Here is a 24,733-nt window from a genome sequence, read left to right on the forward strand (position 1 = left end):
GTGCGCTCAACTACGTTGCAAACGGTTGCTGTGGGCCTCGTAGGCGCGGCTGAATTCGCGGCCGAACAGTTCCTGGAAATCGTCTTCGGCTTCACGGGAGATCTGCCCGTAAAGCTCGGTGAACTGCTGCCAGCAGTGGGCCTGGCGCGAGCCACCGAACAACTTGGCCAGCCCAGCCGCAGGTGCCAGGCGCTGCTCCAGGCGCGCCGGCTGGAAACACGCAAGCAGGTGTTTGATGGCGGCCTGCACGCCCGCCATCACCGCCAGCTGGTGGGCGCGCACATCATCGAAGCTTTCACGCACGGCCTGGTCCGGCGCCATGAACGCCTGGTTGCCGTGACGCAGCAACAGCAGCAACGCCTCGTCGGCATTTGGGGCGAACTTCAGCGGGTTGTTCTGCACCGGGGCGATGGTGGTCTGCTGCATGCGGAACTCGCCCTTCAGGCTGCTGCGTGCACGCAATACGTCGATCAGGCCCTCCACCATCAAGCGGTAGCTTTGGCCTATAGCCTCCATCTGCGCGGCGGCGTCGGCGGCGTCGATGCGCAAGTGCTCGACACCGGCGCCGCGCAGGAACGCCTGCAGCAACGCATCGCTGCTTGCAGCTGGCGCAGGCGCAGCGGTGGGTGCTGCGACCGGAGCGCTCGCAGCCGGCTGTGCAGGCACTGCCGGAATGGCTGGCGCAGGCGGCGCAGTCGGGGTCTGTGCCGGTGCCGGTGCCGGTGCCGAGCCGAACAGGTTCCAGTCTTCCGGGATCATCTCCGGCGCAGCCGGTTCGACGGTCGGGGCAGGCACCGCCACGGGGGTTGGCGGGCGAAAGTCGTGCTGCTGAGCCGGCACATGGTCGGGCTGGCTGACCGGCGGCACACTCGAGGGGCCAAGGAAGTCGAACAGGTCAGGCAGCGTGTCGTGGTTCGAAGCGCCTTGCAGGAACGCAGCCGGCGCACCGGAAATCGGCGGGGCGGGAATGGCCGGGGCCGCCACCTGGTTGGCCATCAGCGCCTCGAAACTGTGTGCCTGGGGTTCGCCATCCAGGGTGCCGGGCAGGTTCGCGTCGATGCGCGCCTGTATCTCGTATTCCCCAATACGGATAACTTCGCCATCCAGCAACGGCTCACTGTTACCGCGACGCAAGCGAATACCAGCACGAACTAATTCCACACCGTTCGTACTGTCATCGGTCAAAAAATATCGCCCGTCCTTGAACTGGATCACACAATGCCGGGCCGATACCAACCGCTCGGGGTCTGGAAGTACCCAGTCATTATCCGCCGCACGGCCAAGCGTGATGGCACCGGTTTCCAGCCGCATCTCCGGGCATTGCCCGGGAGTAATCTTGTGGTAACTAGTGATAGTTAGGCAAAGTGCCATCACGCCTCCATGCATCCATTTAAAACACCGATCCATCCATTTGAGTTATTTTTCAACAGCCACTCAAATATGGCTGAACCCCTTGATTTACGGGGCTTCACGCCTGCAACCGAACATACGACGGCTATTCAACGCTAACGCCGAGGTTAACTGAATGGAATCGGACGAGCGGTGCCCGGTTACTGCCAACGAATTCACAGCTGGCACTCGAGGGCGCGTAGCTTACCTTGACACGCGCGAATAAATAAACCATAAATGCGCAACTTCGAAGTGCCAAAATAATATCACCATGATATCACCCCGGCACTCTTTGGAAAGTTTGTGCGCCAGTTCACATTTGCAACTTCGCACAACAACACGCCCTCACCAAGGGCCGATATGGAGATCGAATTCTGGTGAATGCATCGCCGCTGCTCGCCGCTGTTTCCGCTGACTTCCCCTGCGGCGATGACTTGGAATATGACGCCGAGTTTCTGCAACTGGAACGTGACGCCCAGGGCCGCCCCGAGCGCGTCATGGGCGACGCCGTCCAGCCTGCCGAGCCACCGCAGTGGCGCGATATCGAGCAGGCAAGCACGGCCTTGCTGCAACGCAGCAAAGACCTGCGCATCACCCATTTCCTGCTTCAGGCCAACCTGGCCCTGCACGGCCTCCCAGGGCTTGCCGCCAGCCTGGAACTGATCCGCGATCTGCTCGGCGAGTACTGGCTGCACCTGCACCCGCAACTGGACGCCGCCGACGACAATGACCCCACGGTACGGGTCAACGCCCTGGCCGGCCTGGCCTGCGACACCAACATCGCGCTGCTGCGTGACGCGGTACTGGTGCGCTCGCGTGCCTTCGGCCCGGTTACCCTGCGCGCGGCGCTGCACGCCGCAGGCGTTCAGCATTTCGCCAGCGAACAGCTCAGCGCCGAGGAACTGGCCGCCGCCCTGCGTGATGCCGCCCCCGAGCAGCTGCAGCAATGCCAAGAAGCGCTACAGCTGGCCCGCGAGGCCGTGGACGCCATCGAGAGCCGAGTCAACGACCAGGTCGGGTCGGCCAGCGGTATCGACTTGTCAGCCTTGCGCCAGCCGCTGCGCCTGGTGCAGCAGGTACTGGCTGACTACTGCCCCGACGGTGCGGGCCCTGCCCCGCAAGCCGGTGACACGCCGGCTGCGGAGCGCGATGACGAACAGCAGGCGACCGCCAGCGCCGGCCCCGGCACACGGCCGGCTGCCCGCCCCGGCGAAGTCAACAGCCGCGAAGACGTGCAGCAGAGCCTTGACCGCCTGTTGCAGTACTACGCCCGCCACGAACCATCAAGCCCACTGCCGGTACTGCTACACCGGGCGAAGAAGCTGGTCCATGCCGATTTCGCAACCATTGTGCGCGACCTGATCCCCGATGGCTGGTCGCAATTCGAGAACCTGCGCGGCCCCGAGGACAACTGACGTCCTCGGCCCGCATCAACACCGACGCCCGCAACGAACAGCGCCGCCGTACCGGCGACCAGGAGGAACAACGTGGCGAAAGACAGCTCCCAGAAATTCATCGCGCGCAACCGTGCGCCGCGGGTGCAGATCGAATATGACGTCGAGCTCTACGGCGCCGAGAAGAAAGTCCAGTTGCCGTTCGTCATGGGCGTGCTGTCGGACCTTGCCGGCAAGCCGGCCGAGCCGCTGCCAGCGGTGGCCGAGCGCAAGTTCCTGGAAATCGACGTCGACAACTTCGACTCGCGCCTGAAGGCGATGAAGCCACGCGTGGCCTTCAACGTGCCCAACGAACTGACCGGCGAAGGCAACCTGAGCCTGGACATCACCTTCGAGAGCATGGACGACTTCAGCCCGGCCGCCGTGGCACGCAAGGTCGACGCCCTCAACCAGCTGCTCGAGGCCCGCACCCAACTGGCCAACCTGCTGACCTACATGGACGGCAAGACCGGTGCCGAGGACATCATCCTCAAGGCCATCAAGGACCCGGCCCTGCTGCAAGCCCTGGCCAGCGCACCGAAACCCGTCGACAACGAGCCCAAGGCCTGAGGAGACAGCCCATGAACGATCCATTGCGCGACGCCCAGGCCCAGCCGGAAGCTGCCACCCAGGACCCGAGCGAGTTCGCCGCCCTGCTGCTGCAGGAATTCAAGCCCAAGACCGAACGTGCCAAGGAAGCGGTGGAAAGCGCCGTGCGTACCTTGGCCGAGCAGGCCCTGGCGCAGACCAGCCTGGTGTCCAACGATGCCATTGGCTCGATCGAGCAGATCATTGCCGCCATCGACGCCAAGCTGACCGCACAGGTCAACCAGATCATCCATCACAACGACTTCCAGCAGCTGGAAAGCGCCTGGCGTGGCCTGCACTACCTGGTCAACAACACCGAGAGCGACGAGCAGCTGAAGATCCGCGTGCTCAACGTCTCGAAGACCGAGCTGCACAAGACCTTGAAGAAATTCAAGGGCACCGCCTGGGACCAGAGCCCGGTGTTCAAGAAGCTGTACGAAGAAGAGTACGGCCAGTTCGGCGGCGAACCTTATGGCTGCCTGGTCGGCGACTACTACTTCGACCAGTCGCCACCCGACGTCGAGCTGCTGGGCGAGATGTCGAAGATCTGCGCCTCGATGCACGCGCCGTTCATTGCCGCCGCTTCGCCGACCGTGATGGGCATGGGCTCCTGGCAGGAACTGAGCAACCCGCGCGACCTGACCAAGATTTTCACCACCCCGGAATACGCTGGCTGGCGCTCGCTGCGTGAGTCCGAAGACTCGCGCTACATCGGCCTGACCATGCCGCGCTTCCTGGCGCGTCTGCCTTATGGCGCAAAGACCGACCCGGTCGAGGCGTTTGCCTTCGAAGAAGACACCGACGGCGCCGACAGCAGCAAGTACACCTGGGCCAACGCCGCCTATGCCATGGCCGTGAACATCAACCGCTCGTTCAAGTACTACGGCTGGTGCTCGCGCATTCGTGGCGTTGAGTCGGGTGGCGAAGTACAGGGCCTGCCGGCGCACACTTTCCCCACCGACGACGGTGGCGTGGACATGAAGTGCCCGACCGAAATCGCCATTTCCGACCGCCGCGAAGCGGAACTGGCCAAGAACGGGTTCATGCCGCTGTTGCACAAGAAGAACACCGACTTCGCTGCCTTCATTGGTGCCCAGTCGCTGCAGAAGCCGGCCGAGTACGACGACCCGGACGCCACCGCCAACGCCAACCTGGCCGCGCGCCTGCCGTACCTGTTCGCCACCTGCCGCTTCGCTCACTACCTCAAGTGCATCGTTCGCGACAAGATCGGCTCGTTCAAGGAAAAGGACGAGATGCAGCGCTGGCTGCAGGACTGGATCCTCAACTACGTCGACGGCGACCCGGCGCACTCCACCGAGACCACCAAGGCCCAGCACCCGCTGGCAGCGGCCGAGGTTGTGGTCGAGGACGTCGAAGGCAACCCGGGTTACTACAACTCGCGCTTCTACCTGCGCCCGCACTATCAGCTCGAAGGGCTGACCGTGTCGCTGCGCCTGGTATCGAAGCTGCCTTCGGCCAAAGGGGCCTGACAGCCCCGGGGGCTGCCTGACAGCCCCGGGGGCTGCCTGACAGCCCCAACTGCACCCAACCGCCAACCTGACATGTAATACCGAGGACACCATGGCTGTAGATATTTTCATCAAGATCGGCGACATCAAGGGCGAGTCCCACGACAAGGCCCACAAGGACGAAATCGACGTGCTCAACTGGAGCTGGGGCATGTCCCAGTCCGGCAACATGCACATGGGCAGCGGCGGCGGCTCGGGCAAGGTCAACATCCAGGACCTGTCGATCACCAAGTACATCGACAAGTCCAGCCCTAACCTGATGGCCCACTGCTCCAGCGGCAAGCACATCGACAAGGTCAAGCTGACCGTGCGCAAGGCCGGGGGCGAGAGCCAGGTCGAGTACCTGATCATCAACCTTGAAGAAGTCATCATCAGCTCGCTGAGCACCGGTGGCTCGGGCAGCGACGACCGCCTGACCGAGCACGTGACCTTGAACTTCGCCAAGGTCACCGTCGACTATCAGCCGCAGAAAGCCGACGGCACCAAGGAAGGCGGCCCGATCAAGTACGGCTGGAACATCCGCTCCAACGTCAAGATCTGACCGACCGCGCCCGCGCCGCCTTGGCTGGCGCGGGCGCCTTCCCCCACCTCACCCGCTCACGGTGAACCCCATGGCCAAGCCTTCTTTCATCAACCTCTGGAATGCCTACCCGACCGACTCCTCGCCTTGCGACGGCGGCTGGGACAACCAGTGCGCCATTCGCATGAGCATCGCGCTCAACGGCGAGCACACCATCAAGGTGAACGCCGGTACCTACAGCGAACCACGTTGTGCCCATGGCCATGCGCGGGGTGCCGAGTCGCTGGCCAACTGGCTGTGGAAGCACCATCTCGGCGCCCCGCTGCAACTGAGCGGCAGCGCAAGCGACCGCCTCAAGCTCGGCGAAAAGCGCGGCATCATCTTCTTCAAGGACTGCTTCGCCCGTGCCGGGCAGGCATTCGAAAACCGTACCGGCGATCACATCGACCTGTGGGACAGAGGCCGGGTCACAGGCTATTTCGCCGACCAGGCCCATCGTTCCAAGGCCGTCTGGTTCTGGGAGCTGAAATGAAACGTGCGCCCAAAGCCATGCCCGCCCTGCTGGTCGCGTTCGCCCTGAATGCCTGTGCACAGCCACCCGCTCCTTCCTCGAACGCGGCGCCGGAGGTCAACCTTGCCGGGAAAAAGCTTGTACTGGTGAACCACGAAGGCCGCTGCGCGTTGCGCAAGGCCGATGCCTCGCTGTTGCAACTGGAGATGCCCTGGCCCTGCCAGCTCAGCCCGGAGCGAGATGGCGGCAAGCCTCGCGTGGAGCAGTTCGATGGCGCGCAGATCATCATTGTCAGCCATGTGCAGCCAGACCCGTCACAACCCGGCCGTTGCGAGAGCCAGTACCAGGCTGTTCGCCAGCTGGGCGAACGTCTGGAGCCTTCCATCCTGGCACGTGGCGCCAGCTGTTCGAACGGCCCTGTAGACCAGAAGAACTTCGTGGGGCTGTTCGAGTGGTAGCCGAAATCGCCGCCCGCGACCGTCTGCAGCCCTCGCTGCTGGACCGCCTGACCGACGACGACCCGGGCAACCCGCAGGAAGCACCGGACAAGCGCGTGCTCAGCCTGCACCAGCTCAAGGCCTCGGTACTGCGCGACCTCGCCTGGTTGCTCAACACCACTTCGCTGCTCGACAGCGCCGCCACCCTGGGCACCCCCGCCGGGGCTTCGGTGATCAACTACGGCCTGCCGGCCCTGGCCGGCAACAGCGCCTCGAACATCGACCTGGCCGCCCTGGAGCGCATCATCCACCAGGCCATCGCCACCTACGAGCCACGTATCCTCGCCCATACCCTGAAGGTGCGTGCCCAGGCCGCACCCGGCGAGATGAATGCCAACGCCCTGAGTTTCGAAATCGAAGGCGACCTTTGGGCCCAGCCAGCGGCCTTGCCGTTGCTGCTGCAGACCGAGGTGGACCTTGAGTCCGGCCATGTGCGCGTCGCCCCTGCCGAACGCCGGAGGCGTGCATGAACCCACGCCTGCTCGAGCTGTACAACCAGGAGCTGCAGCACATCCGCGAGAGTGCGGCGGAGTTCGCCCGGGAATACCCGAAGATCGCCGGGCGCCTGACGCTGTCCGGGATCGAGTGTGCCGACCCCTATGTCGAGCGCCTGCTCGAAGGCTTCGCCTACCTCACCGCGCGGGTGCAGCTGAAGCTGGATGCCGAGTACCCGACCTTCACCCACAACCTGCTGGAGATCGCCTACCCGCACTACCTGGCGCCGACCCCGTCGATGACCGTGGTGCAACTGCAGACCGACCCCGACGAGGGGTCCCTGGCCGCCGGGTTCCGCCTGCCGCGCGACAGCGTGCTACGCGCCAACCTGGGGCGCAACTCGCAGACCCCGTGCGAGTTCCGCAGTACCCAGGACGTCACCCTGTGGCCCTTGCAGGTAGCCCGCGCCGAGTACTTCGGTAACCCCGGCGCGGTGCTCGGGCGCCTGGCCAGCAGCGTACCGCAAGCCCGCGCCGGCCTGCGCCTGACCCTGCGCAGTGGCGCCGAGTTGCCGTTCGCCAGCTTGCCGCTCAGCCATCTGCCGTTGTACCTCAACGGCGCCGACGAGACCCCGTTCCGTCTCTACGAGCAACTGCTGGGCAGTGCCTGTGCGGTGTTCGTGCGCCAACCCGGCGCCGATTGGGTGGAACGTATTCCGGTCGAACAGGCCCTGCGCCCGTGTGGCTTCGATGACCGTGAAGCGGCGTTGCCGGTGGTGCCCCAGGCCTTCCAGGGCTACCGCCTGCTGCAGGAGTACTTCGCCCTGCCGCAGCGCTTCCTGTTCGTCGATTTTGCCGGGCTGGAGCAGGCCGTACAGCGCTGCACCGGCCAGACGCTGGAAGTGCTGGTATTGTTCGAACGCTTCGACCAGAGCCTGGAGAGCAGCGTCGGCGCGAGCCAGTTCGTGCCGTTCTGCACCCCGGCGATCAACCTGTTCCCGCGCCGTGTCGACCGCCTGCACCTTTCCGATCGGGTGCATGAACACCACGTGATCGCCGACCGCACCCGGCCCACCGATTTCGAGATCCATTCCCTGCAGCGGGTCACCGGCCACGGCACCGGGCCGGATCAGGAATTCCTGCCGTTCTACGCGGTGCGCGACCCGTCGCGCTACGGCCGCGACCAGGCCTACTACATAGTGCGCCGGGAGCCGCGGGTGTTGTCCAGCGACCAGCGTCGCAATGGCACCCGCTCCAGCTACATGGGCAGCGAAACGTTCATCAGCCTGGTCGACGGCCAGCAGGCCCCCTACCGCCACGACCTGCGCCAGCTGGGTATCAGCGCCCTGTGCAGCAACCGCGACCTGCCTCTGTTCATGAGTGTTGGCGACGGGCGCAGCGACTTCAGCCTGGCCGACAGCGCACCGGTCGCCGGCGTGCGTTGCCTGGCCGGCCCAAGCCGGCCCAAGGCCAGCCATGCCCATGACAACCGCGCCTGGCGCCTGATCAGCCAGCTGTCGCTGAACTACCTGTCGCTGGCCGAGCACGGCCAGGGCGCCGCCGCCCTGCGCGAATTGCTGCGCCTGTATGGCGACCCGCAGGACAGCGCCCTGAACCTGCAGATCGACGGCCTGCGCGACGTCAGCAGCAAGCCCTGCACCCGACGCCTGCCGATGCCCGGGCCGATCGTTTTCGGGCGTGGCCTGGAGATAACCCTGACCTTCGACGAAAACGCCTTCCGCGGCACCGGCGTGTTCCTGCTCGGCGCGGTGTTCGAGCGTTTCCTGACCCGCTACGTGTCGATCAACAGCTTCACCGAAACGGTACTGCGCACCAGCGAACGCGGCGAGATCATGCGCTGGTCGGCCAAACCGGGGCGCAGGCCGACCCTATGAACACCTTGCAGGCCATGCAGGACGAGCCCTGGGCGTACGATTTCTTCCAGGCGCTGCGCCGCCTCGAAGCGCAATACCCCGAGCTGCCACGCTTCGGTCATTCCCTGCGCCTGGCCGACGAGCCTGTGCGCCTGGGCCAGCGCCTGGACTGCGGGTTCGCCCCGTCGACCCTGGCCTCGGTCAGCGCCGACGGCAACCAGCCGGCGCGCCTGGAGCAGTTCTTCTTCGGCCTCGGTGGCCCCAACGGGCCGCTGCCACTGCACCTGACCGAATACATGCGCGAGCGCCAGCGCAACCATGCCGATTCGACCAGCAAGGCGTTTCTGGACGTCTTCCATCACCGCCTGCTGAGCCTGTTCTACCGTGCCTGGGCCGAAGCCCGGCCGACCGTCAGCCACGATCGCCCGGGGGATGACTACTGGGCCGCGCGCCTGGCGGCGCTCAGTGGCCGTGGCCAACCCGAACTGCAAGGCAAGGGCGCACTGGCCGACACCGCCAAACTGCACTGGTCCGGCCACCTGAGCGCGCAAACACGCTACCCGGACGGCCTGTGCAGCATACTGAGCGGCTATTTCGGCGTGCCTGTGACGCTGGAAGAATACGTCGGCCAGTGGCTTGAGCTGCCCGAACGCAGCCAGCTCGGCGTGCGCGCCAACCGCCTGGGCGTGGACCTGTGCCTGGGCCGCTACGCCTGGGACCGCCAGCACAAGTTCCGGTTGTGCCTCGGCCCGCTCAGCCTCGACCAGTACCACGCCCTGCTGCCCGGCGGGCAGGCCTTCGTCGAACTGGCGGCATGGGTCGCCGAATACCTGGGCCAGGAACTGGACTGGGACCTCAACCTGATCCTCGCGCAGGACCAGGTGCCTGCGCTGCAACTCAATGCCGGCCAACGCCTGGGCTTCGATACCTGGCTTGGCCGCCCTCCGCACGATGCACGCGACCTGAAGCTGGCCCGGTATTACGCCGACCAGCCGGCCGCCGCCCACCATACAAGGAACCAGGACCATGGGTGAAATCAGCCGCGCCGCGCTGTTCGGCAAACTCAACAGCATCGCTTACAAGGCCATCGAGGCCGCAACGGTGTTCTGCAAGCTGCGGGGCAACCCCTATGTCGAACTGGTGCACTGGCTGCACCAGTTGCTGCAACTGCAGGACAGCGACCTGCACCGTATCGTGCGCCAGTTCGATATCGAGCCGGCGCGCCTGGCCCGCGACCTGACCGATGCGCTGGACCGGCTGCCGCGCGGTTCGACCTCGATCACCGACCTTTCCTCGCAGGTGGAAGAAGCCGTCGAGCGCGGCTGGGTATACGGCAGCCTGATGTTCGGCGAGAGCCAGGTGCGCAGCGGCTACCTGCTGGTCGGCATCCTCAAGACACCTGGCCTGCGCCATGCCCTGCTGGGGCTGTCGAGCGAGTTCGCCAAGCTGAAGGTCGAGGCGTTGAGCGAACGCTTCGACGAGTACGTGGGAGACTCACCGGAGAACCACCTGGCCGCCACCGACGGCTTCAGCGCTGCGCAGCCTGGCGAGGCCAGCGGCGCCGTGGCGCCTGCGGCGATGGGCAAGCAGGAGGCGCTCAAGCGCTTTACCGTCGACCTTACCGAACAGGCCCGAAGCGGCAAGCTCGACCCTATCGTCGGCCGTGACGAAGAGATCCGCCAGCTGGTCGATATCCTCATGCGGCGCCGGCAAAACAATCCGATCCTTACCGGTGAAGCTGGTGTCGGCAAGACCGCCGTGGTCGAAGGGTTCGCCTTGCGCATCGTCGCTGGCGACGTGCCGCCGGCGCTCAAGGACGTTGAGCTGCGCAGCCTGGACGTTGGCCTGCTGCAGGCTGGCGCCAGCATGAAAGGCGAGTTCGAACAACGCCTGCGCCAGGTGATCGAGGATGTGCAGGCCTCGCCCAAACCGATCATCCTGTTCATCGATGAAGCGCATACCCTGGTCGGTGCCGGTGGCGCTGCCGGCACCGGCGATGCGGCCAACCTGCTCAAGCCGGCACTGGCCCGTGGCAGCCTGCGCACGGTGGCGGCTACCACCTGGGCCGAGTACAAGAAGCACATCGAGAAGGACCCGGCCCTGACCCGTCGCTTCCAGGTGGTGCAGGTGGACGAGCCGAGCGAAGCCAAGGCGCTGCTGATGATGCGTGGGGTGGCATCGACCATGGAGCAGCACCACCAGGTGCAGATCCTCGACGAAGCACTCGAAGCCGCAGTCAAGCTGTCGCACCGCTACATCCCGGCGCGCCAGCTGCCGGACAAGTCGGTGAGCCTGCTCGATACCGCCTGCGCGCGCGTGGCCATCAGCCTGCACGCGGTGCCGGCCGAGGTCGACGACAGCCGCCGGCGTATCGAGGCGCTGGAGGTCGAGCAAGCGATCATCGCTCGTGAAGCCGCCATCGGCGTGCCTACCGGGCAGCGCCAGGCCCAGGCCGACACCCTGCTGGCCGAAGAGCGCCAACGCCTGGCCACGCTGGAAAGCCGCTGGGCTGAAGAGAAAGCTTTGGTCGACCAGTTGCTGGCCACCCGCGCCCAGCTGCGCGACCAGGCCGGGGTGGTCGACCAGGACGCGCAGGTGCCAGGCAACCCTGAACTGCGCGAAACGCTGGCCGACCTGCAACGGCGCCTGAGCGCCCTGCAGGGCGAGAGCCCGTTGATCCTGCCGACCGTGGATTACCAGGCAGTCGCCTCGGTGGTGGCCGACTGGACCGGGATTCCGGTGGGACGCATGGCGCGCAACGAGATCGAGACCGTGCTCAACCTCGACAGCCTGCTGGCCAGGCGCATCATTGGCCAGGACCACGCGCTCGAAATGATCGCCAAGCGCATCCAGACCTCCCGCGCCGGCCTCGACAACCCGAACAAGCCGATTGGCGTGTTCATGCTCGCCGGCACCTCTGGCGTGGGCAAGACCGAGACCGCACTGGCCTTGGCCGAGGCGCTGTACGGCGGTGAGCAGAACCTGATCACCATCAACATGAGCGAGTTCCAGGAGGCCCATACCGTCTCGACCCTCAAGGGCGCCCCACCTGGCTACATCGGCTACGGCGAAGGCGGGGTGCTGACCGAGGCCGTGCGCCGCCGGCCGTACAGCGTGGTGCTGCTGGACGAGGTGGAAAAGGCTCACCCGGATGTGCACGAGATCTTCTTCCAGGTGTTCGACAAGGGCGTGATGGAGGACGGCGAAGGTCGCCAGATCGACTTCCGCAACACACTGATTCTGCTCACCACCAACGCCGGTACCGAGCTCATTGCGCGCACCTGCAGCGACCCGCAGGCCCTGCCCGACCCAGACGCGGTGGCCAGCCAGCTGCGCAAGCCGCTGCTGGAAATCTTCCCGCCGGCGCTGCTCGGCCGCCTGGTGACAATCCCCTACTACCCGCTCAGCGACGCCATGCTCAAGGCCATCACCCGCCTGCAACTGGAGCGCATCCGCAAGCGCGTGGAAGGCACGCACAAGGTCGGCTTCGCCTACGACGAAGGGGTGGTGGAACTGATCGTTTCGCGCTGTACCGAAACAGAAAGCGGTGGCCGCATGATCGACGCCATCCTCACAAACGGCCTGCTGCCGGACATGAGCCGCGAGTTCCTTACCCGCATGCTCGAAGGCAAGCCGCTGGCCAGCGTGCGCATCAGCCGCCGCGAAAACGACTTGCACTATGACTTCGGCGCAGCCGACTGACAGGACGGACCATGCTGTTCACGCAGTTCACGCGCCTGGCGCAGATCAACAGCCCGTTGGGGCCGGACAAGCTGATCCTGGCCGAAATGGGTGGCAGCGACGAGCTCGGCCGCCTGTTCGACTATGAGCTGCAGCTGACCAGCGACGACCCGGCCATCGACCTCAATGCCCTGCTGGGCAAGCCGATGAGCTTGAGCGTGCAGCAGGGCCTGGGCACCTCACGCTACTTCCATGGCATCGTCGCCCGCTGCAGCCAGTCGGTGGACCAGGGCCAGTTCGCCAGCTACCGGGTCACCCTGCGCCCCTGGCTGTGGCTGCTGACCCGCACCAGCGACTGCCGCATCTTCCAGCACCTGAGCGCGCCGCAGATCATCAAGCAGGTGTTTCGCGACCTGGGCTTTTCCGACTTCGAGGATGCCCTGAGCCGCAGCTACCGCGAACGCGAATACTGCGTGCAGTACCGCGAGACCAGCTTCGACTTCGTCAGCCGGCTGATGGAAGAAGAAGGCATCTACTATTTCTTCCGCCACGAAGCGCAGCGCCACGTGCTGGTGCTGGCCGACGCCTATGGCGCTCACCCGCAGGTGCCTGGTTACGAAAGCGTGCCCTACTACCCGCCGGACGGGCAGCACCGCGAGCGTGACCACATCAACGACTGGCACCTGGCCCAGGAAGTCCAGCCTGGTTCGCTGGAGCTCAACGACTACGACTTCCAGCGCCCCAGCGCACGCATCGACGTGCGCTCGGCCATGCCACGCCCGCACCAGGCCGGTGACTACCCACTGTACGACTACCCCGGCGCCTACCAGCAAAGCCAGGATGGCGAACACTATGCGCGTACCCGCCTGGAATCGCTGCAGAGCCTGCACGAGCGGGTCGAGCTGCGCGGCAACGCCCGCGGCCTGGGCAGTGGCCACCTGTTCAGCCTCAGCGGTTTCACCCGCCAGGACCAGAACCGCGAGTACCTGATCGTCGGCGCACGCTACTACGTGCATCAGGAGCGTCTGGAAAGCGGCACCGGCAGCAGCGCAGCGCAATTCGAAAGCAACCTCAGCTGCATCGACGCACAACAGAGCTTCCGCCCGCAGGGCAGCACCGTGCGGCCGATCGTGAAGGGCCCGCAGACCGCCGTGGTGGTCGGCCCCGCTGGCGAGGAGATCTGGACCGACCAGTATGGCCGGGTGAAAGTGCACTTTCACTGGGACCGCCACGACCAGTCCAACGAGAACAGTTCCTGCTGGATCCGCGTATCGCAGGCCTGGGCCGGCAAGAACTGGGGCTCGATGCAGATCCCGCGCATCGGCCAGGAGGTGATTGTCAGCTTCCTCGAAGGCGACCCCGACCGGCCCATCATCACTGGCCGCGTCTACAACGCCGAACAGAGCGTGCCCTACGACTTGCCCGCCAATGCTACGCAAAGCGGCATGAAGAGCCGCTCGAGCAAAGGTGGCAGCCCGGCCAACTTCAATGAAATCCGCATGGAGGACAAAAAGGGCGCCGAGCAGATCTACGTACATGCCGAGCGCAACATGGACACCGTGGTCGAGCAGAGCGAGACGCTGGCCGTCGGCATCAACCGTACCCAGACGGTGGGCATGCTGGAAACCATCACCATAGGCCAGGACCGCATCCGCGCCGTGCGCCGCGACGACATGTTGCTGGTCGGCGCCAGCAAGACCGATAGCGTCAGCACCAGCTACCTGATCGAAGTGGGCGAAAACCTGCGCCTGGTGTGCGGCAAGAGCGTGATCGAGCTCAACGCCAGCGGCCAGATCAATATCAGCTGCGAGCAGTTCAGCTTCCATGCCAGGCAGAACGGCGAGATCAATACCGACGGCACCCTCGACCTGAACGTCGGCAGTGGTGCGCAGACCGCGCCCGACAACCAGGGCGTGAAAAAGACCATCGACGACTCGGTGAAGGCGATCTTCTCCGGCTCCGACCAGTAACGAGACCTGTCATGAGTTATCGCGTCAACGAATTCCGCCTGGCCTTGCCCGATGCCGCCGTGCAGGACAGCAGTATCAACATCCTGCGCTTCGAGGCGCTGGCTACCTCGCTGATCATCAGCCGCAGCCTGCTGGCCGAAGGCGAAACCTTGCAGAGCAATTTCGATGGCCAATTGCAGCGCCTGCAGCAGCAGGTCAAGGACCTGCGCATGCAACCCGCCCAGGCGGTGCAGGTAGGCGCCGGGCAGGCGATCGCCGCCATCGAGCTGAGCAGCCAGTTCAGCAAGGGCCAGGAGAAGGTCTATCAGTACCAGCTGGCCCTGGTGCTGCCTGGCACGCGCAAGATGTTTGCCCTGAGCTACGTCAAGGCCAGCCCGCTGGGTGCGACCGAAGCGGCGCACTGGGCAAGCATCAAGCAGTCGCTCGACTTCGACAACCTGGGCTGATCGCGCACCATGTCCGACGCTCTGTGGGCCGCCCGCGAAGGCGACGCGCTGATGCACACCTCGATGCTGGCCGACATCGTCGGGGGTGTGCTGGAAATCGCCGCCACGGTGGCCATCGGCGCCCTGGCCACCGCTGCCGTGGCGGCGGCATTCGGCCTGACCGTGGCCACCGGTGGCCTGGGTTGCTTCGTGCTGGGCGCAGTGGTCGGCCTGGTGGTCGGTGTGGTCATGGCCAAGACCGGCGCCGATACGGGCCTGAGCCGATTATGCGAGGGCATCGGCAATTTCCTGTTCCCGCCGTCGGTGCAGGCCAACATCATCAGTGGCTCGCCTAACACTCGCACCAACGGCAAGCGCGCGGCACGTGCCGCCGGCGTCGTCACCGGCCCGCCGGCACCGCTGGAGCAGGCCGGCGCCGAAGCTGGCGAGGCGAAGGAAGAAACCTTCCTCGACATGGCCAAGGGCTTCTTCTCGCAGATGTGGCGGCCGACCGTAGCCACGCCCGCTGCCAATACCTTGCCAGCCCCGGACGACAAGGTACTGTGCAGCAAGCACCCGCCGATGCCACCGCAGTACCTGGCCGAGGGGTCCAGCAAAGTGCTGATCAACGGCCACCCGGCCTGCCGCAGCGGCGACCGCAGCACCTGCGAAGCGGTGATCGTCGATGGCGGCCTGGTGTCGAACAACGTGCGCATCGGCGGCGAGCCGATCGTGGTGCGCGAGATTCGCAGCGGCAAGACGCCGGGCATCGGCCTGGCAGTGACCGCGTTGATGCTGCTGCGCGGGCGTGGCGGCAAGTTCTACAGCAAGTTCGGCTGCATGTTGGTGGGTGGCGTGAGCAGCGTGGTTACCGGCCAGGTGACAGGCGCCCTCACCCAGGCCATGGCCGGTTCGCCCAACCCGGTACATGCCGCCACCGGCGGCAAGGTCCTGTGTGGCGAGGAAGACCTCGACTTCACCGTGCAGGCAACCCTGCCAATCGCCTGGCAACGCTTCTACAACAGCCATGACGAGAGGGTCGACGGCCTGTTCGGCGCGGGCTGGAGCGTGCCCTACGAAGTTTCGGTGCAGGTTGGTGCAGACGATCACCTGGTGCTGATCGACGAGCAGGCACGCCGGGTGGACATGGGCATCATTACCTTGGGTGATGCGGTGTTCAGCGTCGGTGAAGGGCTGAGCGTACGCCGGGCGCACAACGGCGAACTGCTGACCGAAAGCCGCGAAGGCGAGTATCGGTTGTTCCAGCCGACCCCGGGGCGGCCCGATCGACTGCGCCTGAGCCAGATCGGTGATCGCAACGACAACCGGATCTATCTGGACTACGACAACCAGGGCCGCCTTTGCCAGTTGCGCGACACCTTCGACCAGGTGCGTGTCAGCCTGGGCTACGGCGAACAATGGCCACGACGGGTGAGCCACATCGACTTCCATGCGGCGAGCGGCGAATCGCAACGCCTGGCCAGCTATGGCCATGACGCCAATGGCGACCTCGCGCAGGTGCTGGATGGCACAGGCCAGCCGTTGCGCAGTTTCGCCTATGACGCCGCCCGACGCATGATCGAACACCGTACCGGCGGCGGCCTGTGCTGTTTCTACGAATGGGCGCAGCACGAGGACGGTTGGCGGGTGGTGCGGCACTGGACCAACGGCGGCGACAGCTACGCCTTCGAATACGACGTGACCGCAGGCATCACCCGGGTGACCGACAGTCTTGGCCGCGTTGCCGTGCGCCACTGGAACCAGCAATACCAGATCACCACCTATACCGATGCCCTTGAGCGGACCTGGCGCTTCGAGTGGAATGACGAGCGCCAGTTGCTTGCGGCCAGCGACCCCATGGATGGACGCTGGCAGTTCTTCTACGATGAATCGGGCAACCTTGCCGAGACCGTCGACCCACTGGGGCGTAGCGAGTCGACCGAGTGGCTCGAGCATTGGTCGCTGCCGCGCAGCCAGACAGACCCGGCAGGGCAGCGTTGGACCTTCACCTATGACCAACGCGGCAATTGCACGCGCCAGACCGACCCGTTGGGCCAGCACACCCGCTATCGCCATGACAGCCAGGGCAACCCAGTCGAAATCATCGATGCCAACGGTTCCAGCCGCCACCTGCGCTGGAACGAACGGGGCCTGGTGGTCGAACAGCGGGACTGCTCCGGCTACCTGACCCGCCTCGCCTACGACCCCTTGGGCCACCTGCAATCGATTACCGACGCCCAGGGCGAGCGCACCGAGTACCAGCATGACGACAAAGGTCGCTTGCGCAGCGTGACCTTGCCCGATGGCCGCAGCGAAGCGTTTGCCCTCGATGCCAGCGGCCTGTTGACCCAGCACATCGACACGGCAGGTCACGTTACCCAATACCGGCGTAACTGCCGTGGCCAGCTGGAGCTGCGCATTGATGCGCTCGGCCGGCAGGTACGCTACCACCATGACAACTGTGGGCGCCTGCTCGCGCTGTACAACGAAAATGGCGAGGCCTACGGTTTCGAATGGGATGCAGGCGACCGGCTGATTGCCGAGCGCGATCTGGACGGTGGCATGAGGCGCTACCAGTACGACCCGCTGGACAACCTTGTCCAGGTCACCTTCCTGCCTGCGCCGGGCAGCGAGGACGCGCCCATCATTCACCGCATGGCATATGACGCAGGCCGTCGCCTGCTGACCCGCCACACCGATGAGGGACGCACCGACTACTGCAACGACCCACTGGACAACGTGGTTGCGATCCGCCGTACCGCCGTGGATGGCCAGGTCGAGGAACTGGGCTTCGCTTTCGATGCACTGGGCCAGTTGCTCGAAGAACACAGCGCGCAGGGCAGCGTGCAGTACCAGTACGATCCGCTCGGCAACCTCACCCGCACGCGAGTACCCGACGGCCGCTGGATCAACCGCCTGTACTACGGTAGCGGGCACCTGCACCAGGTCAACCTCGATGGCAAGGTGGTGTGCGATTTCGAGCGTGACCGTGTTCACCGGGAAACACTGCGACTGCAGGGCAACCTGGCGATCCAACGCCAGTACGACCGTGGCGGGCGCCTGCGCACCTTGCTCCGCCGCCGGACAGCGCAACCCAGCCGGCTGCCGGCGCCAGACCAGCAGCGTTATCAGTTCGACGCAGCCGACCAACTGGCCGTACGCGAGGTGCAACACCCGGGCAACGGGTATTTACAGACTTTTCAGCACGATGGCTGCGGCTATGTCCTGGGCCGTCAGGACAGCCCGACCGGCCAGCGCGAAGCGTTCCGCTACGACCCGGCTGGCAACCTGCTCGACCCGGTGGCGGCCAGTGCCGGGCTGGTCCGGCACAACCGCGTGCTCACCTTCGAGGACAAGCGCTATCGCTACGATGGCTTCGGTCGCCTGGTGGAAAAGCGCAGCCGCCGACGCGGCACGCAGCTTTTTCGCTATGACGCCGAGCACCGGCTGGTCCAGGTACGCAACCTGCAAGCCGGGCGGGAGCGCATCATAGACATGCGCTACGACCCGATGGGCCGGCGCACGGAGAAGATCGAATCGACGCTCGACGGCCAGGTGGTCAGCCGCACCCGCTTCAACTGGAGTGGCCTGCGCCTGCTAGGTGAGCAGCACAATGGCCGGCAGGCGTTGTACCTGTATGAAGACGATGGCCACGAACCGCTGGCCCGGGTGGATGGCCTGGGCGCTCACCAGCAAGTGCTGCATTACCACAATGACATCAACGGCCTGCCGGAGCAGTTGACCGATGACACCGGCGAGGTCGTGTGGTCGGCGCGCTACCTGACCTGGGGCGCAGGTTGGGATGAACAGCGCGCCACCCGCCTGCCGGAAGAACAGAACCTGCGCTTTCAGGGCCAGTACCTGGACCGCGAAATCGGCCTGCACTACAACCTGTTCCGCTTCTATGACCCGGAGATAGGCCGCTTTACCCAGCCTGACCCAATCGGTCTGGCCGGTGGTTTGAACCTTTACGAGTATGCCCCGAACCCCTTCACATGGATTGACCCGTGGGGACTGCTCAAAGAAGGCGAAACCGCAGGCTATGGTGCCAAGGTGCACCGAGGCGATGGCCTTGAAGCCCATGAAATTCTGCGTAACAAGTTCTTACAGGATGCCGGTCTGGCACCGAAAAACCGCAGGATGCGTGGCAACCCTTCGATTGCCCTGACGCCTAAGCACCATGACCAGGTGCATGCCGCAGAGAACCGGTTGCGCAAGGCAATGGGCCTCAAGCCTAACCAGATGCTCAAGAGCGGCAAGCTTGAGATCCGTTTGATGTCCAAGGCTATCTACCAATCGCTGGTCAGCCAGGGAGATGTCACAATCCAACAACTCAGGACGGCCCGGCGTTACGCCAAGTCGTTCGCCAAAAGCAAAGGGTGTTACTAGCCATGAAGAAAATCGTGTTGTCTCAACAAGATCGCGGCTTCGGTCAGATCGGCGGTGCGCCTTTGCTCAAGGACCTCTCCTTGTGGCCAGCCAACCCGCAAACCGGTGGGTTGCTGACGCCCATCCTGACCCTGACCGAACAGTTCCAACCAGCCCGGTTCGTCCCGCCAGGCATGGCTATCACCGTTTTCCTTGCCGTCGAGCAACAGCAGGACGGTAGCTTCAGCCGCCCGCTCCAGCGCCGCTATACGGTCAATCAGCAGTCGGAGCTGCAGAAGGTCATCAGCAGTGGCTTTGCCCGGGTCATCCTGCATGAGCTCGCCAGCCAGCCATTGGAGTCCAGCAACCCGCCCTTGCTGCTGGAGCGAGCGTTCATCGATTTCGAAGAAATGACCGACGAGGAGCATGACGAGGAGCATGAGGACGAGGACAGCGGGATCGGCCTGAGCAAACCCAGCGGCCGGCCCTGCTGGCTGCAAGACCCGATCTATGAACCACCGCGCTACATGTTCATGATGCAGCTGGTGGACGCCGACGTGGCCGAAGCCAGTCCGCAACATGTTGGGCTGTTTGGCGAAGGTAACGGCTACCTGTTCGTGGACATGCAGGCGCGCCGTGGCAAGGAAGGCGATGACGCCGGGTTCTTCTTCATTCAGTTCACCTGAATCGGCAACTTCGACCACCCGAGAGCGGCCAGGGCTGAGGAGCCCCACATCAACATTTACCATTTGGACAACACGCCATTCCCTTGGGGAGACTCGGGCGCGGCATTGGATTGAATCAGTCCAGCTGCCGAGCCCTCAGTTCCTGCGCCAGCATGTCAATGAAGGCGCGGACCTTGGCCGAACCGTACTTGCTCTCCCGGTGCAGTATATGGATTGGCCACGGCGCCTCTTCGTATTCGGCAAGGATCACCTGCAACTGCCCACTGGCCACCTCTTCCGCGACCTGATACGACAGCAGGCGGGCAATGCCCAACCCGCCGCTGGCAGCGGCGATTGCCCCGTCATTGCTGGTCACTGTCAAGCGAGGCTTCATGCGCACCAGAGTCGGCTCATCGGTTACTCCGAAACGCCAGCCGGCTCGCGGCGACAGGTTGGTGGTGCCGATCACCGCATGCTCCGCCAGGTCGGACGGGTGCTTCGGCACGCCGTGGCGCGCCAGGTACTCGGGAGAGGCGCACAGCATGCGCCGGACCCTGCCCACCCGCAGTGCTTTGAGCCCGGAGTCAGGCAAGGGGCCGATACGAACAGCCACATCCATGCCCTCTTCGACCATGTTGACGATGCGGTCGAGGAAGTAGGCGGAAACGTCAACCTCGGGGTACTGCTGCAGGTAGTGGACGATGCACGGCATGACGAACTTCTTGCCGAACAGGATGGGCGCAGTGACGGCCAGGTCGCCCTTGGGCGTGGCGTTGATGCCGGCGGCGGCTTCGTTGGCCTCGTTGATGCTGGCGAGGATATGCCGGGTGTCTTCCAGGTAGCGGCCACCGGCTTCGGTCAGGCGTACGCTACGGGTGGTGCGCAGCAGCAGCTTGACCCCCAGCTGATCTTCCAGGGCGCTGACGGCACGGGTGACCGCGGCTGGGGAGATGTCCAGGCGGCGGGCAGCGGCGGCGAAGCTTTCCAGCTCGCCTACGGCGACGAACACCTTCATCAGGTGGATCTGGTCCATGCGGGCTCCTGGGGCTATGAAGTACCGGAATTATCTTTCATCTGAGCGTTTTGGACAGGGGACCGAGCACGATCAGATATCCAGCACCAACGCCTGCACCCCCTCCTCGACCCGGGCCGGCACGGCACAGCAGATCAGCACCGAGCCCGCCTCCGGCAGCTCGGCCGGCGGGGTCGGGTAATGCACCTGGCCACTGACCAACCGGGTCTTGCAGGTACCACACGACCCACCTCGGCAACTGAACTCCGGCGACAATCCGCGAGCCTCGGCCAGTTCCAGCAGCGTCCCGCTACCCGGCGCCCAGCGCGCCTCCTTGGCTGAAGCCGCAAAGTACACCGGTACCGGCTCGCTGGCAGCAGGTGGCTGCTGCAGGGTGGGCTGGTCATCGTCGGTGTGCCGCCGGAGCGTCGACGGGCCAAAGGCTTCGGCATGGATCCGCGCATCCGGCACATGCACCCCGCGCAGCCCTTCATACAGGTCCTGAGTAAAACTGCCCGGGCCGCACAGGTAGAAATCGTAGTCGTCCAGCGCCAGCGTCGCCTTGACCTGCTCGATACCCAGCCGACCGGCAAACTCGTAATCACGCCCCGCCAGTGCATCCTCTTCCGGCTGGCTCAGGGCGCGGTGCACGTGCAGCAGGCCGCCGGCCTGTTGCCGCAAGCTTGCCAGCTCCTCACGGAACGGCAGGTCGGCCAGGCTGCGTGCACCATGGAACAGATGAATGCGCCGTGCCTGACCCTTGCTCAACTGCTCGCGCAGCATGGCCAGTAACGGCGTGATACCCACACCCGCGCCAATCAGCACCAGCGGCCGTGTGCTCTGCTGGTCCAGTGTGAAGCTGCCCATCGGCGGGCGCACGTTCAGCACATCGCCTGCCACGACGCGCTCATGCAGGTGCCGCGAGGCCGGGCCCTGCGCTTTGACGCTGATGCGCAGATAACCGTCGGAAGGCGCGCTGGACAGGCTGTAGGTGCGGATCAGCGCCGCTTCGCCGTCGAGCTGGACTTGCACCGGAACATGCTGCCCCGGCGCAAAGGCCATTGCACTGCCAGCAGGAGGCTCAAGGTAGAACGAGCGGATATCACGGCTTTCCTGCTCCACCCGCAGCACACGCCAGGCCTGCCATTGGCGCTGCCGCTGGCGTTGCTGCAGGCGTATGTCGGCCTCGGCCCAGGTGCCGGTCATCAGGCTGGTCGGCGCGTACTCCTTGAAGGCCCAACGCAAGGAAACGGCAGCCGGGCGGCACACCACCTGCTCGATCTCCAGCGTCCACAAGCGCTCGGCACCTTCGAATGCCTGGATGGCGGGGCTGTCCAGCAGCAACTCGGCATGCCCGTATAGCTGCAACACGTTGCCGTTGCTGAAATCGATGAACAGCAACCCTGCTTGCGGGTTCACCAGCAGGTTGCCCAAGGTGTTGAAGTGCAGGTTGCCAGCATAGTCGGGAATGGTCAGGCGGTTGCCTTCGACCTTGATGAACCCGGGCCGCCCGCCACGGTGGGAGACATCCACCGAGCGCTGGCCGTCGTCATGCTCGACATAGCTGGCGACAAAGAAGGTGTCGGCTGCCTGGATCATGCTGACAGCCGAGGCATCGAGTGTCGTCGCATCGACACGCCCTTGGGCGGGTTCCGCGACACGGGTGTAGTCACGCAGCTGGATGTACTGCGGGCAGTTGCCAAAGGATTGCTCCACAGTCACCTGCAGTTGCCCATCGCCAGCCTGGCGGATCTGCCCGTTGAGGCGGTTGCGCCGGCGGGTGTGCAGTTCGATCCCCAGCAGGCCGACCGCCTGCCCGGCAGCCAGCCCCTGGGTAGCGGGATCGTCTGCTGGCAGTTGAGTGTCGATCGTCAGCTGGCGCGGGTCCGGCGAGCTGACGAAACCTTCCGGCCCTTCCAGCAGCGTTGCCCAGGGCCGCCCCAGTGCGTCCACACTGGCGGCGACCATGAACGGCAACTGGTGATAGAAAATACGATGCTGGTCGGGCATGTAGTCACGAATGACCTTCTGCCCGAACGCCTCCATGCGCTCCGCGACACCGACTTTTTCCTGCAGGGTCTTCTCCCCCGCATGCCAAGGCGAGGAGTGGTGGTCCGGGTTCTGTTGCATGGCGGCGTTCCTCGCTGTGGCGGGATGTCAGGCGCTGGTCTGCAGGCCGATCACGGTGCGTGGCATGGGCACGAAGCCCGGCAGCGCCTCGACCCGCGCAAGCCAGCTGCGTACGTTGGCATAGGGCTCCAGCGACACATTGCCTTCCGGTGCGTGGGCGATGTACGAGTAGTTGGCGATGTCTGCGATGGTCGGGGTACTACCCGCCAGGAAGGGTGCCTTGGCCAGTTCGGCGTCGATCACCTTGAGCAAGGTGTGGGCGCGGGTAATCACTTCATCGGTATTGAACGAAGCACCGAATACCGTCACCAGGCGGGCAGCGGCAGGGCCGAATGCCAGCGGGCCGGCAGCGATCGACAACCAGCGTTGTACGCGGGCGGCGGCGGCAGGTTCTTCGGGCAGCCAGGTGCCGTTGTCGTACTTCTTCGCCAGGTAGACGAGAATGGCGTTGGAATCGGCAATCACCGTGCCGTTGTCATCAATGACCGGCACCTGGCCGAACGGGTTCAGCGCCAGGAAGTCGGGCTGTTTGTGTGCACCTTTGGCCAGGTCGACAAAGACCAGCTCGGTGGGCAGCTTCAGCAGCGAAAGCATCAGCTCGATGCGGTGGGCGTGGCCGGACTTGGGGAAGTTGTAAAGCTTGATCGGGTTCGACATGGGCTTGGCTCCTGGTCAGCTCCGGGGTGGGCTGATGGAGCACATGCTGCACGGGTTCGCCTGGCAACAGAATCAGTGCGCCAGGGAAACCATAATTTCGCATGGCGGAATAATCGTGGCACACGCGCCGGCCAGAGCCCCTGCAAGCGTCCGCCTCAGGGGCACCCGCTGGATTCAGTGCCGGTTGAAGTACCGGAACAATCCACGTGCAGCCTCGACCACCTTCGGTACGCAGGCCTGGATGTCCTCTTCGCTCATCTGGTCCAACAGCTCGAAGTTATCCTCCAGCCCATGCAGCGAAATGGCCTTGAGCAACTGATCCTGCTCCGCAGGCAGCGGCTCCCAGCCAGCGACCTGAGTGCCGCGCATGTAGCCAAAGCACCATTCCTCCATCACGACCACCGTGCCCTGCTCGCCTTCGCTTTCCTCGAACAATGGCTCGAACCGGTCGATGTCTTCGCTCAGCTCTTCGGCTACCTGGTTGGCGTAGCGCAGCATCAACGCCGTATAGGCCTCTTCATGCGCCGGCTTCTTGAATTTCGGCACCTTGCCACCTGCCACCACGGGCAGCCATTGCTCCGGGGTGACGGTGACCGGCGAGCTGGCCAGCGCTGTGAAAAAGCCATTGAGCTCGGCCAGGTTCAGCACCGAGTAATCGTTGCCGTAGGTGATCAGCAGGTCTTCGAGGCGGTCGAGTTCTTTTTCGCTGAGGGCGGGTAGCATGGGTGGACATCCTGGGAAGCAAAAGTGTGTGCACCCTAGCACAGAACCGTCCAAGGGCTAGCCGCGGTTGCAGAAACACGGGCAGCCAAGCGTCAACATAAAGGGGTTATTGCCATCAGCCGACAGCCACCGGATCGGGAAATACCGGTGACCGCCGGATAGGCATCAACTGGACTGTTACGCTTTACACCGCCAGCGCGCGCTCACGCAGCTCGCTGTTGAGGATGCGGTCGTTCTCGCTGTAATCGACCGGGCAGTCGATCACGTGCACGCCCGGGGTCTTGATGCAGTGCTCGAGCAGCGGCAGCAGGCCTTCGGCGCTTTCCA

The 24,733-nt window shown here is 64.7% G+C and carries 20 protein-coding genes; 14 read left to right on the top strand and 6 right to left on the bottom strand.

Annotated features, from left to right (window positions below):
• Positions 1-6: 6 nt before the first annotated feature.
• Entirely contained in the window at positions 7-1,371 is a 1,365-nt protein-coding gene (gene tagH / locus IRZ77_RS20500) for a type VI secretion system-associated FHA domain protein TagH (protein WP_196174298.1), read from the bottom strand.
• 395 nt (positions 1,372-1,766) lie between these two features.
• On the opposite strand from tagH, the gene tssA reads away from it, so the two are divergent.
• The 14 genes from tssA (at position 1,767) to IRZ77_RS20570 (ending at position 19,905) form a co-directional block, all read left to right on the top strand.
• Positions 1,767-2,804 (top strand): type VI secretion system protein TssA, encoded by a 1,038-nt coding sequence (gene tssA / locus IRZ77_RS20505; protein WP_196174299.1) that lies wholly within the window; start codon positions 1,767-1,769, stop codon positions 2,802-2,804.
• 72 nt (positions 2,805-2,876) lie between these two features.
• Positions 2,877-3,392 carry a type VI secretion system contractile sheath small subunit gene (gene tssB, locus IRZ77_RS20510; RefSeq protein WP_025340314.1) on the top strand — a complete coding sequence of 172 codons (516 nt, stop codon included), beginning with the start codon at positions 2,877-2,879 and terminating at the stop codon, positions 3,390-3,392.
• 11 nt (positions 3,393-3,403) lie between these two features.
• The gene (gene tssC / locus IRZ77_RS20515; protein WP_046616246.1) at positions 3,404-4,900 is read left to right on the top strand and encodes a type VI secretion system contractile sheath large subunit; all 1,497 of its coding nucleotides are present in this window, start codon (positions 3,404-3,406) and stop codon (positions 4,898-4,900) included.
• Positions 4,901-4,991: 91 nt separating this feature from the next.
• Entirely contained in the window at positions 4,992-5,480 is a 489-nt protein-coding gene (locus tag IRZ77_RS20520) for an Hcp family type VI secretion system effector (protein ID WP_046616247.1), read from the top strand.
• A 70-nt stretch (positions 5,481-5,550) separates the two neighbouring features.
• Positions 5,551-5,991, top strand: a complete 441-nt coding sequence (locus IRZ77_RS20525; protein ID WP_025340317.1) for a type VI secretion system amidase effector protein Tae4 — start codon at positions 5,551-5,553, stop codon at positions 5,989-5,991.
• Positions 5,988-6,428: a hypothetical protein gene (locus IRZ77_RS20530; protein ID WP_181381659.1), complete on the top strand. Its 441-nt coding sequence runs from the start codon at positions 5,988-5,990 to the stop codon at positions 6,426-6,428. Before IRZ77_RS20525 ends, IRZ77_RS20530 begins: the two co-directional genes overlap by 4 nt.
• Positions 6,422-6,937: a type VI secretion system baseplate subunit TssE gene (gene tssE / locus IRZ77_RS20535; RefSeq protein WP_025340319.1), complete on the top strand. Its 516-nt coding sequence runs from the start codon at positions 6,422-6,424 to the stop codon at positions 6,935-6,937. The genes IRZ77_RS20530 and tssE overlap by 7 nt, the downstream gene beginning before the upstream one ends.
• Entirely contained in the window at positions 6,934-8,796 is a 1,863-nt protein-coding gene (gene tssF / locus IRZ77_RS20540; RefSeq protein ID WP_085600961.1) for a type VI secretion system baseplate subunit TssF, read from the top strand. The genes tssE and tssF overlap by 4 nt, the downstream gene beginning before the upstream one ends.
• Complete coding sequence (gene tssG / locus IRZ77_RS20545; protein ID WP_196174301.1) at positions 8,793-9,809, top strand: type VI secretion system baseplate subunit TssG; 1,017 nt, start codon at positions 8,793-8,795, stop codon at positions 9,807-9,809. Before tssF ends, tssG begins: the two co-directional genes overlap by 4 nt.
• Positions 9,802-12,477, top strand: a complete 2,676-nt coding sequence (gene tssH / locus IRZ77_RS20550; RefSeq protein ID WP_196174303.1) for a type VI secretion system ATPase TssH — start codon at positions 9,802-9,804, stop codon at positions 12,475-12,477. Before tssG ends, tssH begins: the two co-directional genes overlap by 8 nt.
• Positions 12,478-12,488: 11 nt before the next feature.
• Entirely contained in the window at positions 12,489-14,426 is a 1,938-nt protein-coding gene (locus tag IRZ77_RS20555; RefSeq protein ID WP_046616252.1) for a type VI secretion system Vgr family protein, read from the top strand.
• Positions 14,427-14,437: 11 nt separating this feature from the next.
• The gene (locus IRZ77_RS20560) at positions 14,438-14,872 is read left to right on the top strand and encodes a DcrB-related protein (protein ID WP_046616253.1); all 435 of its coding nucleotides are present in this window, start codon (positions 14,438-14,440) and stop codon (positions 14,870-14,872) included.
• Positions 14,873-14,881: 9 nt separating this feature from the next.
• Complete coding sequence (locus tag IRZ77_RS20565; protein WP_108481709.1) at positions 14,882-19,240, top strand: RHS repeat-associated core domain-containing protein; 4,359 nt, start codon at positions 14,882-14,884, stop codon at positions 19,238-19,240.
• A gap of 2 nt (positions 19,241-19,242) precedes the next feature.
• Complete coding sequence (locus IRZ77_RS20570; protein ID WP_108481710.1) at positions 19,243-19,905, top strand: hypothetical protein; 663 nt, start codon at positions 19,243-19,245, stop codon at positions 19,903-19,905.
• 115 nt (positions 19,906-20,020) lie between these two features.
• On the opposite strand, the gene IRZ77_RS20575 is transcribed toward IRZ77_RS20570, so the two are convergent.
• The 5 genes from IRZ77_RS20575 to IRZ77_RS20595 form a co-directional block, all read right to left on the bottom strand.
• The gene (locus IRZ77_RS20575) at positions 20,021-20,917 is read right to left on the bottom strand and encodes a LysR family transcriptional regulator (RefSeq protein ID WP_046616254.1); all 897 of its coding nucleotides are present in this window, start codon (positions 20,915-20,917) and stop codon (positions 20,021-20,023) included.
• A gap of 72 nt (positions 20,918-20,989) precedes the next feature.
• A complete protein-coding gene (locus IRZ77_RS20580) occupies positions 20,990-23,026 on the bottom strand; it encodes a pyridoxamine 5'-phosphate oxidase family protein (protein ID WP_046616255.1) in 2,037 nt (678 codons plus the stop codon).
• Positions 23,027-23,053: 27 nt separating this feature from the next.
• The gene (locus IRZ77_RS20585; protein ID WP_046616256.1) at positions 23,054-23,683 is read right to left on the bottom strand and encodes a glutathione S-transferase family protein; all 630 of its coding nucleotides are present in this window, start codon (positions 23,681-23,683) and stop codon (positions 23,054-23,056) included.
• Positions 23,684-23,857: 174 nt separating this feature from the next.
• Positions 23,858-24,406: a UPF0149 family protein gene (locus IRZ77_RS20590; protein WP_196174305.1), complete on the bottom strand. Its 549-nt coding sequence runs from the start codon at positions 24,404-24,406 to the stop codon at positions 23,858-23,860.
• 184 nt (positions 24,407-24,590) lie between these two features.
• A partial coding sequence (locus tag IRZ77_RS20595; protein WP_177325377.1) for a hypothetical protein occupies positions 24,591-24,733 on the bottom strand: 143 nt, incomplete at its 5' end.

The sequence above is a fragment of the Pseudomonas pudica genome (assembly GCF_015680405.1).
Taxonomy (GTDB): domain Bacteria; phylum Pseudomonadota; class Gammaproteobacteria; order Pseudomonadales; family Pseudomonadaceae; genus Aquipseudomonas; species Aquipseudomonas pudica.

What these genes read in the sequence shown, in the direction of transcription:
- tagH (WP_196174298.1), bottom strand. Translation starts at nt 1,371, where the DNA reads ATGGCACTTTGCCTAACTATCACTAGTTACCACAAGATTACTCCCGGG.
- tssC (WP_046616246.1), top strand. Translation starts at nt 3,404, where the DNA reads ATGAACGATCCATTGCGCGACGCCCAGGCCCAGCCGGAAGCTGCCACC.
- IRZ77_RS20520 (WP_046616247.1), top strand. Translation starts at nt 4,992, where the DNA reads ATGGCTGTAGATATTTTCATCAAGATCGGCGACATCAAGGGCGAGTCC.
- IRZ77_RS20525 (WP_025340317.1), top strand. Translation starts at nt 5,551, where the DNA reads ATGGCCAAGCCTTCTTTCATCAACCTCTGGAATGCCTACCCGACCGAC.
- IRZ77_RS20530 (WP_181381659.1), top strand. Translation starts at nt 5,988, where the DNA reads ATGAAACGTGCGCCCAAAGCCATGCCCGCCCTGCTGGTCGCGTTCGCC.
- tssF (WP_085600961.1), top strand. Translation starts at nt 6,934, where the DNA reads ATGAACCCACGCCTGCTCGAGCTGTACAACCAGGAGCTGCAGCACATC.
- tssG (WP_196174301.1), top strand. Translation starts at nt 8,793, where the DNA reads ATGAACACCTTGCAGGCCATGCAGGACGAGCCCTGGGCGTACGATTTC.
- tssH (WP_196174303.1), top strand. Translation starts at nt 9,802, where the DNA reads ATGGGTGAAATCAGCCGCGCCGCGCTGTTCGGCAAACTCAACAGCATC.
- IRZ77_RS20555 (WP_046616252.1), top strand. Translation starts at nt 12,489, where the DNA reads ATGCTGTTCACGCAGTTCACGCGCCTGGCGCAGATCAACAGCCCGTTG.
- IRZ77_RS20560 (WP_046616253.1), top strand. Translation starts at nt 14,438, where the DNA reads ATGAGTTATCGCGTCAACGAATTCCGCCTGGCCTTGCCCGATGCCGCC.
- IRZ77_RS20565 (WP_108481709.1), top strand. Translation starts at nt 14,882, where the DNA reads ATGTCCGACGCTCTGTGGGCCGCCCGCGAAGGCGACGCGCTGATGCAC.
- IRZ77_RS20570 (WP_108481710.1), top strand. Translation starts at nt 19,243, where the DNA reads ATGAAGAAAATCGTGTTGTCTCAACAAGATCGCGGCTTCGGTCAGATC.
- IRZ77_RS20575 (WP_046616254.1), bottom strand. Translation starts at nt 20,917, where the DNA reads ATGGACCAGATCCACCTGATGAAGGTGTTCGTCGCCGTAGGCGAGCTG.
- IRZ77_RS20580 (WP_046616255.1), bottom strand. Translation starts at nt 23,026, where the DNA reads ATGCAACAGAACCCGGACCACCACTCCTCGCCTTGGCATGCGGGGGAG.
- IRZ77_RS20585 (WP_046616256.1), bottom strand. Translation starts at nt 23,683, where the DNA reads ATGTCGAACCCGATCAAGCTTTACAACTTCCCCAAGTCCGGCCACGCC.
- IRZ77_RS20590 (WP_196174305.1), bottom strand. Translation starts at nt 24,406, where the DNA reads ATGCTACCCGCCCTCAGCGAAAAAGAACTCGACCGCCTCGAAGACCTG.